Annotated in this window: 14 protein-coding genes; 7 read left to right on the forward strand and 7 right to left on the reverse strand. The window is 59.3% G+C overall.

Annotation, left to right across the window (positions count from 1 at the left end):
- Positions 1-1,374: an MFS transporter gene (locus FB472_RS13195; protein WP_141991272.1), complete on the forward strand. Its 1,374-nt coding sequence runs from the start codon at positions 1-3 to the stop codon at positions 1,372-1,374.
- Here the strand turns inward: FB472_RS13195 and FB472_RS13200 are convergent.
- Positions 1,371-2,192 (reverse strand): UbiA family prenyltransferase, encoded by an 822-nt coding sequence (locus tag FB472_RS13200; protein WP_141991273.1) that lies wholly within the window; start codon positions 2,190-2,192, stop codon positions 1,371-1,373. The genes FB472_RS13195 and FB472_RS13200 overlap by 4 nt on opposite strands.
- A 68-nt stretch (positions 2,193-2,260) precedes the next feature.
- On the opposite strand from FB472_RS13200, the gene FB472_RS13205 reads away from it, so the two are divergent.
- On the forward strand, positions 2,261-2,731 hold the full coding sequence (locus FB472_RS13205; RefSeq protein ID WP_246078233.1) for a hypothetical protein: 471 nt from the start codon (positions 2,261-2,263) through the stop codon (positions 2,729-2,731).
- A gap of 20 nt (positions 2,732-2,751) precedes the next feature.
- Here FB472_RS13205 and FB472_RS13210 read toward each other — a convergent pair whose 3' ends face one another.
- From FB472_RS13210 to FB472_RS13225, 4 genes are all read right to left on the reverse strand, one after another.
- Positions 2,752-3,795, reverse strand: a complete 1,044-nt coding sequence (locus FB472_RS13210; protein ID WP_141991274.1) for an FUSC family protein — start codon at positions 3,793-3,795, stop codon at positions 2,752-2,754.
- Positions 3,792-5,588: a glycoside hydrolase family 15 protein gene (locus FB472_RS13215; protein WP_141991275.1), complete on the reverse strand. Its 1,797-nt coding sequence runs from the start codon at positions 5,586-5,588 to the stop codon at positions 3,792-3,794. The genes FB472_RS13210 and FB472_RS13215 overlap by 4 nt, the downstream gene beginning before the upstream one ends.
- Before the next feature lie 88 nt (positions 5,589-5,676).
- Positions 5,677-6,729, reverse strand: coding sequence for an App1 family protein phosphatidate phosphatase (locus FB472_RS13220; protein WP_141991276.1), 1,053 nt, complete (start codon positions 6,727-6,729; stop codon positions 5,677-5,679).
- A 51-nt stretch (positions 6,730-6,780) separates the two neighbouring features.
- Entirely contained in the window at positions 6,781-7,470 is a 690-nt protein-coding gene (locus FB472_RS13225; protein WP_141991277.1) for an SOS response-associated peptidase, read from the reverse strand.
- 103 nt (positions 7,471-7,573) lie between these two features.
- Here FB472_RS13225 and FB472_RS13230 point away from each other — a divergent pair, with 103 nt between their 5' ends.
- The 5 genes from FB472_RS13230 (at position 7,574) to FB472_RS13250 (ending at position 11,522) form a co-directional block, all read left to right on the forward strand.
- On the forward strand, positions 7,574-8,224 hold the full coding sequence (locus FB472_RS13230; RefSeq protein WP_141991278.1) for a TetR/AcrR family transcriptional regulator: 651 nt from the start codon (positions 7,574-7,576) through the stop codon (positions 8,222-8,224).
- Between the two features lie 128 nt (positions 8,225-8,352).
- Positions 8,353-9,177, forward strand: coding sequence for an ABC transporter ATP-binding protein (locus tag FB472_RS13235; protein ID WP_021808973.1), 825 nt, complete (start codon positions 8,353-8,355; stop codon positions 9,175-9,177).
- Entirely contained in the window at positions 9,177-9,860 is a 684-nt protein-coding gene (locus FB472_RS13240) for an ABC transporter permease (RefSeq protein ID WP_021808974.1), read from the forward strand. Before FB472_RS13235 ends, FB472_RS13240 begins: the two co-directional genes overlap by 1 nt.
- On the forward strand, positions 9,857-10,609 hold the full coding sequence (locus FB472_RS13245; RefSeq protein WP_141991279.1) for an ABC transporter permease: 753 nt from the start codon (positions 9,857-9,859) through the stop codon (positions 10,607-10,609). Before FB472_RS13240 ends, FB472_RS13245 begins: the two co-directional genes overlap by 4 nt.
- Position 10,610: 1 nt before the next feature.
- Positions 10,611-11,522: an ABC transporter substrate-binding protein gene (locus tag FB472_RS13250; RefSeq protein ID WP_141991280.1), complete on the forward strand. Its 912-nt coding sequence runs from the start codon at positions 10,611-10,613 to the stop codon at positions 11,520-11,522.
- An 84-nt stretch (positions 11,523-11,606) separates the two neighbouring features.
- Here FB472_RS13250 and FB472_RS13255 read toward each other — a convergent pair whose 3' ends face one another.
- The gene (locus FB472_RS13255; protein ID WP_170192125.1) at positions 11,607-12,302 is read right to left on the reverse strand and encodes a DedA family protein; all 696 of its coding nucleotides are present in this window, start codon (positions 12,300-12,302) and stop codon (positions 11,607-11,609) included.
- Positions 12,303-12,375: 73 nt separating this feature from the next.
- The gene (locus FB472_RS13260) at positions 12,376-13,140 is read right to left on the reverse strand and encodes an aminotransferase class IV (protein WP_141991282.1); all 765 of its coding nucleotides are present in this window, start codon (positions 13,138-13,140) and stop codon (positions 12,376-12,378) included.
- Positions 13,141-13,144 lie beyond the last annotated feature (4 nt).

Consider the following 13,144-nt stretch of genomic DNA (forward strand, 5'->3'; position numbering starts at 1 on the left):
GTGACTAGAGATCAACGGCTCATTCTGATTATCGCAATTCTCGCGTCCTTTGTGGCGTTTCTCGATGGTTCAGTGATCAATGTTGCTCTGCCAGCTATCCGGGATGAGCTGGGTGGTGGTCTGAGTACGCAGCAGTGGGTGGTCGATGCGTACCTCATCACGCTCGGTTCCCTCATCCTGCTCGCTGGTTCCCTGTCTGATGTTTTTGGGCGCATTGTTATTCTGCGCATCGGATTGGTGGCGTTCGGTGTTGTCTCGCTCGCAATTGCCGTGGCCCCAACGGCGGAGCTTGTCATTGTGTTGCGCGGTGTTCAGGGAGCCGCTGGGGCACTTCTGGTTCCCAGTTCGCTCGCTCTCATCATGTCAACATTCCGTGGTTCCGCCCAAGCGAAGGCGATTGGTGCGTGGACGGCGTGGACGAGTGCAGCATTCATCGTGGGCCCGGTTGTCGGCGGTGTGTTCGTTGACTTTCTCAGTTGGCGGCTGGTCTTTGCAATCAACGTGCTGCCAATCGCTGTCACCCTGTGGATGCTGGTCATGCTCGGGCACCGAGATGAACGCACCAAGAACACCCGCATTGATTACCTCGGAGCGGTATTGGGCATCATCGGTCTCGGAGGTCCCGTTTTTGCCCTCATTGAGCAGGGAAACTACGGGTGGGGAAGCCCCGCTGTCTTTGTGCCCTTGATCGTCGGATTGCTCAGTCTGGTGGCTTTTGTTCTCTGGCAACGGCGTACGCCCCAGCCGATGCTGCCCCTGAAGCTGTTCCGGGAGCGCAACTTCAGTATGGGCAACATTGCTACCATCTTCATTTACGGTGCGATGGCCCTGGGTGGGTTCATCGTGGTGGTCTACCTCCAGGAGGTTGCGGGCTACAGTGCCACTCTGGCCGGCCTCGCATTCCTGCCGTCGTCGATTGGCATCATCCTCTTGTCGTCGTTCTTTGGGCGTCTCAGCGGCACCTACGGCCCACGGCTGTTCATGACCGTGGGGCCATTGCTGGGTGGTATTGGCTACCTCACCTTCCTCACGATGCAAGAGAGTGTGAACTATTTCACTCAGGTGCTGCCGGGAGTCGTGCTGTTTTCGGTGGGGCTCTCGATGACCGTGGCCCCGCTCACCTCCGCGATCCTGGGCGCGATCTCAGCGCGTCAGGCCGGGATCGGTTCTGCCGTCAACAACGCGGTCTCGCGAATTGCGGGGCTCATCACTATCGCTCTCATCGGCGTAATCGTGGTCGGGCCCTTGACGGTGGATAATTTTCACCGCGCCATGATCGTGACGGCAGCGCTGTTCTTTATCGGAGCCTTTGTCTCGCTTGTGGGCATCCGCAACCCGGTCTCGACGGAATCCAACCCTTCGGATGCCGCTTAGCGCAGTTGTGGGGCCGACAGCAGCAACAGCACGACATCGATAAGCGCTGCGGCGATGGTTAGGCGAAATAGCACCCGTTTCCTGGTGTTCCGGATCACGAGCACGACACTGGTCACCGCCAGAATGAGGGTCATAGCAAGGCCAACTATTGACACAGCAGTAACGGGATTCTGTGGGCCAAAGACGATTGCCAGCGCTGCGGCAACGAGACTTGCAGCGATGACAAACCCCGAGATTTGTGCACCAAGCCGGTGGGGAAGGCCGCTGACGCCCGTGTCGCTGTCGTCGTCAAGATCGGGTAAAACGTTGCTGAAGTGTGCGGCTACCCCCAGTAACGCGCCGGCCGCGATTGCCCAGGCGGTGGCGAGCTGGGGTGGGTCTGCAGAAAGGGTCACGATCGCCGGTAGCGAACCGAAACCGACAACGTACGGGATCACCGACGCGGGTGTTGACTTGAGCCCAACGTTATAGAGCCAACCGCTGGCAAGGAACAGTGCATGGGCGATGGCGGCGAATGGTCCCAGGAGCAGTGAGAGCGCGACGGAAATCACCGCCAGGGTCACTGCCACTCGCGCAACAGTTGAGGCTGACACATCTCCGCTGACGATCGGTTTATCGCTCCGATCGCTCTGCACATCACGTGCCGCATCGAGCCAGTCGTTCGAGAGTCCAACGGAGAGTTGATTGCACACAATCATTAGCGTGACGGCAGCAATTCTCCACGGTTCCAGGCCGATCCCGATCGAAAGCGACAGGGCAATGAGCGAGACCGCGGTTGTTGGCCCCGGATGTGAAGACCGAAGAAGAGCGTGAAGCATGCCGTAAGAGTAACGCTCGCCCGCCGTGGCATCGTGGACTCTCAGCCGCGGTGACCTATGTTGGTCAGGTGAATGAAGTCTTTGATGCCTCGATGCTTGCCGCACAGTTGCCGGGCACGTGGACGGTGGCCGCAAGCAATTTTCCGAGGTGGCTCGATGGCAAGCGTCATAACCCCGAATTCTCCTACGACACGGTTGAGGGGAAAGAATTGATGCTGAGGGACACGGTCAGGTACGCGACAACCGATGGCACTCCGAAAACGATTGTCGGAACCGACCGCCTGCGTGGCGATGAATTTGTGTGGCGCGGTCACGGCGTGTTGAAGATTCTTGCCAGCCGCTGGCAGGTGGCCGGCGCGAACGAGGCCTTTACTATTGCGGTCATCCGTTTCTCTCGCTCCCGACTGTCGCCGGCCGGAATTGATGTTCTTGTGCGCAAAGACGCACCGGTAACCTCAGTGCGGTCCGAAGTGGCCCACGCGACCGAGCAGTTTGGGCTCACCGCCGAAGAGTTCGCTTCCCTCACCTGGCTTTTCTGAGCCTTGGCGTGCGGGCTGGGCTACCCGTTGTCGGTATGACCCACGATTTCTTCGTGGACACGGCGCACATCTTCTAAGAGGGAGCCGATTAAGATCCAGTGCTGCGGATGCGCTTTAAGCACAGTGAGCGGCGCTGTGAGAATCAGCAGTTCCTGCGTCGGCCGCGCAGACTCGCGTTCGCCGGGTGCGCGGCCGCGCAGCCGCAAATCGTGTGCCGCCCGTTCCAGTTCCTGTGCGATCGACGCGACGGTGGGGTCTGATGCCAGATTTGTGTCGTACCGGTCGTGAATAGCTCTGGCCATGCCGAGGGTGCGTGTCACGAGCACACTCAACAGCGCAAAAAGCTCTGACTCGCGCCGCAGCATCCGGTGATGGCGGCTCTTCCTGGGATTGAGAGTGAGGCTGTTTTCACCCTGGCGAAGGGCCACCGCGGCGGCGTCGCGCAAGTCACGGAGCTGGCGGGCCTCATCGAGTAGGGCACGTAGCTGGGTTTCGGTACGCCCAGTGCGCAGTGACTCAGCCAACAATTCAAGCACTGCAGCCACTCGCTTGGTGAGTGACGCGACCGCGACACGCGCCGGGCTGACAAATACAGGTGCCACGATCGCCAGGTTGACGATCAGCCCGATCAGGGCGCCGATGACGGTCTCGATGATTCGTTCGCCCGCATAGCCAGCGTTCTGACCGCCGAGTGCGAGCACCAGCATCGCGCTGATGGGGATCTGGTTCGCCGAGCCAGGGCCTAGACGCAGCGCCCACGCCACGAGTACAGAAATGATGATGACGCTCAGGATCACCCAGCTCTGGTCGCCAAAAAGCTGGCCAGCTCCCAGCGCAATCGCCACGCCTGCCACGACACCAATACTGCGCTCAAGTCCCTTCTCAATCGACTGGCTAACACTCGGCTGAACAACCAGCAGTGCCGCGATGGCGGCGAAGATGGGTAACGGTTGTTGAAGAGCGAAGCTGGCGACCACCCACGCGAGTACTGTTGCGATCGAGGTCTTCAGAACCTGGAGCAGGGGTGAGCGACGCGCGAGTGTGAGCGTCGTCAATAGTTTCACTTCGAAGTCTTTACTTTCGAGATCGCGTCGGCGGCCCGCACTAGTGCGAGGTGGCTGAGCGCCTGCGGAGTATTGCCAGCCTGACGCTCACTGACGGTGTCGTACTCCTCACTGATGAGACCGACATCGTTGGCAAAGCCGACGAGACGATCCATCAGAACGATTGCATCCTCGACCCGTCCCGATCCGGCATATTGTTCGACAAGCCAGAATGAGCACGCGAGGAACGGGTTTTCTCCGTGCGGAAGGCCGTCTATGCCTGTTTCTGTGAGATAGCGCAGCACCAGCCCATCAACGAGAAGCTCCTCTTCGATGGCAGCGACGGTTCCGAGCATCCGGGGGTCGTCAGCGGCGAGGTAGCCGACCTGGGGGAGTTGCAGCAGTGAAGCGTCAACGCCAGCTCCGCCGTAATACTGGGTATAGGTGCCGCGTTCGGCGTCCCAACCATCGCGCTCGATCTCCTTACGAATCTCCTCGCGAATCACAAGCCAAGTTTCGACGGGACCCTCAAGACCGAACTCTTCAACGGCGTTGATTGCACAATCTAGAGCGGCCCACAGCATCACACGGGAGTGAGTGAAGTGACGCTCGGGCCCGCGGATCTCCCAGATGCCATGGTCTGGTCGGTTCCAGTTATCTTCAACGAATGCCATCAGAGCGCGCTGCAGCGGCCACGAGAAGTCGTTCTCGTGAACACCAGAACGGCGAGCTGCTTGAAGCGCAACCATGACTTCACCAAACACGTCTCCTTGGAACTGGTTGAAGGCACCGTTGCCGATTCGAACCGGAGATGCCCCTTCATATCCGGGGAGAGAATCAATTTCGCGCTCTTCAAGCCAGCGCTCTCCCGAGAGCCCATACATGATTTGTACATCGGCGGGGTCGCCGGCGATTGCGCGCAAAAGCCAGCGACGCCACGCTTCTGCCTCGGCGATGTACCCGTGATCGAGCAACACATGTAGCGTGAGCGCTGCATCGCGCAGCCAGACATAGCGGTAGTCCCAGTTTCGGCTGCCACCAAACCATTCGGGCAAGCTCGTGGTGGCGGCGGCAACAATCCCGCCGGTATCTTCATGCGTCAGTGCGCGCAGCACCAACAGGGACCGCTTGACGATCTCGGGGTACTCGTCTGACGGTTCGCAGTGCGAAGCCCAGTTAGTCCACCATTCGCTGGTGCGAGCGAGCACATCGTCGACATTCACAGCGGCAGGCGGGTTGCGGTGCGCCTGGTACCAGGTCATCGTCAGGTCGTGAGTTTCACCCTCGCCCACAGAGAAACTGCCAGTGTGCTTGTGGTCGGCGGCATGCAGTTCAATTCCGCGGGCGACAATCGCGTCTGGCCCGGCAACGGCGATCACCGCGTGACCTCCGGCCTCCGGCGCCTGATGTAACCAGGGAAGAGCGGTGGCATAGCCGAAACGAATCAGGAGTTCTGTGTGCATAGTTACTGTGCCGCGAACTCCGCGGATGCGTCGAACAACGTCTGCACGTCGGTTGCCAAAAGGCATGAAGTCGATTACTTCAACTTCACCTTCGTCGGTTACCCACGTGGTAACAAGAATGAAGGTGTTGTCGCGGTACTTGCGCGTTACCGTGACGGATGCCGAACTGTCGAGGCAGGCGCTGGGGGCTACCAGCCAGCGACCGTGGTCTTCGTTGCCGAGTAACGCCCCAAACATTGATGCGGAGTCGAATCTCGGGAAACAGAGCCAGTCAATGCTTCCGTCGATACCGACGAGTGCAGCTGTCCGGCAGTCGCCAATAAGGGCATAATCTTCGATGGGTAACGCCATGCACCAATCATTGCAGCGTCCGCGGCCCGGTTTCTGCACATCCGGCCGATCGTGCAGGAAATTTTACAAATGATGCGTCAGGGGCGCCTCAATCGTCGACGAGACCGAGCTCTCTCAGTTCAACAGCGAGCCGTGCGCCATCTGAGGCGTACAGCCAGGGAATCGACGACTCTCGTTCTCGCTCAGTAGATGTGCTGCGGCCACCGGCGAGAACCGCTTCCCTCGTTGACAGCTGTCTGATCGCGACTGCAGCGACGTTGTCGGGATGACTTGTGGCAAAATCGCCGTAGATCTTCTCGTCGTGTTGTCCATCGTCACCGACCAACAACCACTTGATCCGAGGAAACTCTGACGCGAGCCGACGAAGGCTTTCGCGTTTGTGTTCCGCGCCGCTCCGAAACCACCGATCGTGTGTCGGACCCCAGTCCGTCAGGAGCATCGCCCCGCGCGGATAAAGGTTGCGTCGGAGAAAGCGAGTCAGCGTTGGGGCAACGTTCCAAGCCCCCGTAGAAAGATAAACAACGGGGGCGAGGGGATTGGTGCGAGCGAGCCGGTCGTACAGCACGGCCATCCCAGCGACGGGGCGTCGTGCGTGCTCATCCAACACGAAAGTGTTCCAGGCGGCGAGCAAGGGGCGGGGTAGCGCGGTCACCATCACCGTGTCATCCACGTCAGAAATGATTCCGAAAGTAGCGCGCGGGTCGACAACGAAGATGTGCGTGATGGTGGCGTCGGAACCCGCTGAGTCGAGAGTGGCAGTCTGCCATCCCGGCTCGAGCGCGACATCCACCTGTTTGTCGATTACGCCACCGCGGCCCGGCGTAAGCTGCACCGCTCTGCCGCCGATCGTAACCGTCACAACTTCGTCATTGACCGGAATACTGAAAAAGCTGCGCCAGCCACGAACATTCTCGGCGCGCTTCTTTGATGCCTCTGTGCCTCGCGTCAGTACCACGCGGCAGAGTACGCGTGCCCAGTCGGTCGTACCATAACTGCTGTACGGAATGATTGTGGCAGTGAGGCCACGCTTGCGGCCGCGGCGCTCCCTCCAACGATGGAACGTGTCTTCGATGCGAGCCGCACGGTGCAAAATTTCTCCTGCTGCTTGCGCGGGAGTTTGTGCTTTACCGAGTCGAACCATTTCTCCAGCCTAGGGTCACACCACCTCTCCGGCAGCACTGGCGGTCCTATTTCATGCCCGTGGTTGGGGTTCCGCGTGTAATTGTTCACTCAGGATTGCGGATGCTGCGACCACGTTCTGCACAACACTCTCGTCGCCGAGAACACGGGGATCGATCCACTCGTCGATGGCATCGCGGGCGATGGTTACCGGCATCCGGTCGTGGATCTCTGCCAGCGCTCCCGTGGCAGCCTGAGTGAGCATGGTGGTGGTGAGATGCCAGCGCCGAGGATCATCCGGCTCGCAGGACGGGTCTTGCCACCAGGAATAGAGGCCTGCGAAGAAAAGAAGGCCACCGTCAGCGGTGATGAAGTGGGGAACTGCGTTGGACTCAGTCTTTTGGGTTTCGAAGTACCCGATTGCGGGAAGCACCGCGCGCTGGCGTGCCACGGCATCACGAAATGTTGGTTTCTGGGTGACTGTCTCGCTGCGTGCATTGAATGTCGCGTACTTGCCCCGCAATACGGTGGAGGACGGCGGTGTTAACCACCACTGCGCTAGGGCCGCTCGTGGAATGAGCGCGGAGTTGCGGGTGTCGCGGTCCTCCCTAGTCTTGAAAAGAATGGGAACCTGATCGGTGGGCCTAACGACCGACGGGGCAAGCCAGTCCGCTTGCCACTGCTCGGGCGGGCGTCCCGTCGCGGTAACGAACTCGGTAATCAGCCGATTGATCGTCTCATCTAGGGCAAATCGACCGCACATACTCCAATTCTAGTTTGTTGCTCACCACAAAATCGGCTTTTCGCCCCGGTAGAACAAGCGTTCTAAAGGTTAGGATTGGTCACACACCAAGAAAGGGGCCATCGTGAACGCTCACACACCAACCATTGAATTCGTGGCTGAACCAGCAGTTTCGCTTCGCAACGAGCCCGTGCAAGCACGGAGCACCGCTCGACTAACCGCGCTGCTTGATGCAGCAGCATCCATCGTTGATGAGTTCGGCATAGAGCGACTCACTACCGCCATGGTTGCTGAGCGTGCGGGAGCCTCCATCGGCACCGTTTACCGTTACTTTCCCGATCGCATCGTCCTGTTGCAGGCCTTGGGCTCTCGCAACTTTGAGCGTGTGATGGCGCGCATCATCGAAGCGATTAACGATCCTTCGCAGCCAGACTGGCGTGCGGCGTTGGCAACGGCGTTCTCGTCTGTCGTCGATACTTACCGCACCGAACCCGGGTTCCGCGGTCTTCGAGTTGGCGATCAACTTGATCTTCGCCCACTACCCAACGGTCGCACCTACAAGTCACTTGTCGCTGAGCGGATCGTCGAGGCACTATCGTCTCGCTTCGGCGTCGAGAATTCTGCGGCGACGCGGTTCACCCTTGAAGTTGCGCTTGAGATGAGTGACGCCCTCGTTGCGCGGGCGTTCCTGGCGAACCCCCAGGGCGACGAAGAGTTTATTAGCGTGAGCACGTCTGCCGTTCGCAAATTTGTTGCGGAGACCATCGGCTGGTAACAATCTCGGTTTCATGTAAATCTGCCTAGTTATGCCCGATCGGGAATGACAGCGGCGTCGAATACTGTTTAGCTATTAGTGCTGGCAAGTGTCGATCCGCGCAGAAGCGCGAGGAATGAGCCGAAATCATGATTGAATTTCGCGCAGTAACCAAACGTTTCGGCGACGGTACCGTTGCTGTTGATAATTTCGATATCGTGATTCCGTCACGCAAGATCACCGTGTTCGTAGGATCATCCGGTAGTGGAAAGACCACACTGCTCAGAATGATCAACCGTATGGTCGATCCCACCGGTGGCGACATCGAGATTGATGGCGAGAGCATTATGCAGAAGGAGCCGGTCTCGCTAAGGCGCAGCATCGGCTATGTGATGCAGAACTCTGGGCTTCTGCCGCACTTCAAAGTCATCGACAACGTCACGACTGTTCCTATGCTCAACGGTGTCGCAAAAAAGCAGGCGAGAGCGCAAGCCCTTGAGCTTCTCGACACGGTGGGGCTGAGTCGCAGCCTGGCCGACCGCTACCCAAGTCAGCTCTCGGGCGGGCAACAACAGCGCGTCGGTGTGGCGCGCGGACTCGCGGCGAATCCGAACATCCTTCTCATGGATGAGCCTTTTGGCGCAGTAGACCCGATCGTGCGAGCGGAGCTCCAGCAGGAGACTATTCGGCTCCAGCACGAGCTCGACAAGACAATCGTTTTCGTCACGCACGACATTGACGAGGCTTTTCTTCTCGGCGATCAGGTCGTCATCCTCGAAAAGGGTGCCAAAATCGCGCAGGTCGGCAGCCCGAACGAAATCATGGCAAACCCCGCAAGCGAGTTCGTCGCAAGTTTCATCGGCACGGACCGAGGCAAGCGCGCTCTGTCATTAAAGAAGACAGAGTCGGGAACGATTGTGATCGATAGTGAGGGCCGGGGAGCCGGAGTGCTAGTGGGCGGGTCGGAGCAATAGTGACGTGGATCATCAATAATCTTGATTTGATCTGGGGACTCACGCTTGAACATGTTCGACTGAGCATCCCCCCGATCGTTCTCGGATTTCTCATTTCTATTCCCCTCGGCTGGATCGCTTATCGTTTCAAGCTCACTCGGGGAATTCTTCTGACCCTCGCGGGACTGCTGTACACAATCCCCTCGCTGGCTCTCTTCGTCATTTTGCCTCCGATCTTGGGCATTAGCTTCTTGAGCGAACTCAACATCACGATTGCGCTTACGCTCTACGCCGTTGCGATCATGGCGCGCTCGGTGGCGGATGCTCTGGCCTCCGTCGACCCCGCGATCCGTCAATCAGCTACCGCTGTCGGTTTTGGTGGTTGGCGTCGATTCTGGACCGTGGACTTTCCCCTCGCCGGTCCTGTCGTTCTTGCCGGGCTGCGGGTAGCTGCCGTGTCGACTGTGAGTCTCGTGACCGTCGGCATCCTGATCGGAGTGGAAAGCCTTGGATACCTCTTCACCAACGGATTTCAGCGTCGAATTCCTGAAGAGATCTTTGCCGGCGTTGTGATGACAGTCATTGTTGCGTTACTCATCGACCGTGCGCTTGTGCTTCTCGGCCGGCTATTGATGCCGTGGACCGCAGTCAAGAAGATGAAAGCTGGCCGGCTGCGAGTAGCTGCGGAAGGGGCCGCGGTATGAACTTTCTGATCGAGGCCTTTCAGTGGTTGTTCTCCCCAGAGCGGCTTGTGGGTAGTAACCCCATTCCTCTGAGACTTGAAGAGCACCTGTTTTATACCTTCATATCGGTCGTGATCGCCGCCCTCATTGCGGTCCCCCTCGGATTTTTCATCGGCCACACCGGTAAGGGCCGTGACTTTGCCGTGGGACTTTCGGGCGCGGCCCGCGCGTTACCGTCCTTTGGGCTCATCTTATTTCTTGTACTGCTAATAGGAGTCGCGCAAGTGCAACTCCAAATTGCTGCGATCACCGCTTTTGTGTTGCTTGCAATCCCGTCAATTCTTGCCGGCGCCTACGCCGGAATTGAAGCGGTTGATCGTCGCGTTATTGACGCCGCGCGCTCGGTGGGCATGACCGAGTGGCAGATTCTGTGGAAGGTGGAAGTGCCCATCGGGTTGCCTCTGCTAATCGGCGGGCTCCGTGCGGCCACTCTGCAGGTCGTAGCTACCGCAACGCTCGCAGCGTATGTCGGACTGGGAGGACTCGGAATTTATATTTTCCGCGGACTGCCGCTCCAGCGCTACGACGAGATGCTGGGTAGCGCCCTGCTTATCGCGGCGCTCGCGCTCACGCTCGACGCAATTTTTGCGCTCATCCAACAGTTCGCGATCCCCCGCGGAGTCTCGGCTGGGCGTGCTAAAGATGTCCGCACGTCGTCACCCCGACGACGAGCGGTGGCAGCAAAGGCTGCCCAAGAAAGAAGAGGATAAAATGTTCACAGCAAGGAACAAAGGCCGGCTTGCACTTGGTGCAGCCGTGGTCGGGGCGGCATTGGCCCTCACAGGGTGTGCAACTGGTGACCCATTAGACACCGGATCGGGTGATGAGAACACCAACAGCGAGACCATCGTTGTTGGCTCGCAGGCATACTATTCCAACGAGATCATTGCCGAAATTTATGCGCAGGCTCTCGAAAACGCTGGTTTTGAGGTGGAGCGCGAATTCCAGATCGGTCAACGCGACGCCTACCTGCCCGCGCTCGAAAGCGGCGAAGTAGACGTATTCCCCGAGTACACGGGAAACCTACTCCAGTTCTACAGCCCCGACACCACAGCGACCGAATCAGAAGAGGTCTACGCAGAGCTTGCCGATGCGATGCCCGAGGGCCTCACGGTGCTCGACCAGGCATCCGCGACCGACCAAGACTCATACAATGTGACCGCAGACTTCGCGGCCGCAAACTCGCTCGTCAGCCTCGCCGACCTCGCGGGTGTGAGTGACCTCACGCTGGGCGGCAACGCTGAGCTCGAAGAGCGCCCCTACGGTCCCACCGGTCTCCAAGAGGTCTATGGCGCAACGGTCGGTTTCACCGCCACAGGAGACACCACGGTTGATGCACTTGCCGCGGGAACCATCAACATTGCCAACGTCTACAGCGCCGATCCGCGCATCCAGACCGAGAACCTCGTGAGCCTCACCGACCCCGAGGGTCTGTTCTTGGCCTCGAATGTTGTGCCGCTCGTGAACGCAGATATTGCGGACTCGATCGCCGACGTCATCAACGCGGTCAGCGCCAAGCTCACACCAGAGGGCCTAGTGGCGCTCAACGTGCAGAGCACAGTCGACAAGATGTCGTCAGACGATATCGCCAGCGCATGGTTGAGCGAAAACGGTCTCGGCTAGCAAACACCACTGGCCGGGACAGTAAGCGAGGGGCGGATGCACGTGCATCCGCCCCTCGCTTGGTTGTGGAGCGCCGGTGCTGGGCTAGCGAGGCTGCTCGTGCTCGTGCTCGAGGATTTCCATGTGGCGCTTCTGAGACCGTTGTAACAGCTTCTTGGCGAGAATCGCGAGCACCGCGAACCCGGCAACGATTGCGACAAAGATATAGCCCGCGTAGTGCAAGCTATCGAGCAGTTCGCGAAAACTACCCGCAGCGAGGGCTCCAACAGACACATAGGTGATCGACCAGATAGTCGTGGCGGGAACAGTCCACGCCATAAAAGTGCGGTAGCGCATGGCGCTCATTCCCACCGTCACCGGAATAAGCGAGTGCAGTACAGGCAAGAACCGTGAGATGAACACCGCAATCCCGCCACGGCGCGCAAGATAGCGCTCCGCCTGATCCCAATGTGCCCGGCCAATACGGTCACCGAGACGTGATTCACGAATCTTGGGACCAAAATAGCGGCCAAGAGCGAATCCGACACTCTCACCGATGAGAGCTCCAACAATGACGGCGGCAACCAGAAACGATCCCTCGACAACGCTGCCGACGGCCGTACTGGCCACAATTACTACGGTGTCGCCCGGCACGATCAATCCGATGAAGATCGACGTCTCCAGCATAATTGCGACGCCGGCCAGAACCGTACGAAGTGCCGGATCCACCGACTGCACGGTGTCAAGAATGTATGTCAGTGCATCGTTGAGCCACTGCCCAAAGCCCGCACCGCCAGTGATCGGCTCGGCGCTCAGGGCGAGATCAACGGGGTGCACGTGCCGAGCCTAGCGATCGTAACCGTGAAGAAACTGGCTAAATAGGGTGCGCTAAAGCACTGAGGCGGGTGCGCCACTGCTCAAGCCGTTTCGGCTTCTCTGCCAGCGCGGGGCCGTCAACCCAGCCAGAGACAATGCGGATGCCGTGCAGAGCATTAACGATCCACACCTCGCAGCCATCGAGTTCTGCCGGAGTCACCGCCTCCGTGTGAGTATCGAGACCGAGCGCACGGGCGAGGGTCAGCACGCTGCGCGCGGTCACGCTATCGACGCGATCGAATTCGGCCGGCGGGCCGCACAGAATATCTCCCCGCCACCACAGCACTGCGCTGTACGCGCCCTCAATGACGTACCCTTCGGTGGTCAGCAGCACCGTATCGTCGGCCCCCTGCAGTCGAGCCGCGGCGACGAGCGCACCCAGCGCGTCGAGGTCAGGCCCTTTAACGGTCGGCACAGTGCGGGGATCATCTCCCGCATGACTCATGACGGTTGCCGAGCGGTGCAATTCCGGGGCGGTGCGTAGCTGAAGGAAAAACTCGCCTCCGCGCAGCTCTGCGCGCGGAAACCAGGCACCGGCGCGAGGGAGTTGTGCGATTGCAGCCGTGAAAAATTCGTTTGCGGTCTCGTGCAGGTCAGACGGTACGGCATCCACGAAGCGTTGCCGATGAAGGTTGAGAGCGAGCACGTTACCTGCGTCGACAAGCCACGAATCTGCGACAGCGATGGGAGTCGCATCGAGAAGTTCAGGGGATACTTCTCGCAGTTGACTGTTCTGCCACCGGTAAACCGCGCTTGCACTCATAGGC

It is taken from the genome of Rhodoglobus vestalii (assembly GCF_006788895.1).
GTDB classification, from domain to species: Bacteria; Actinomycetota; Actinomycetes; order Actinomycetales; family Microbacteriaceae; genus Rhodoglobus; species Rhodoglobus vestalii.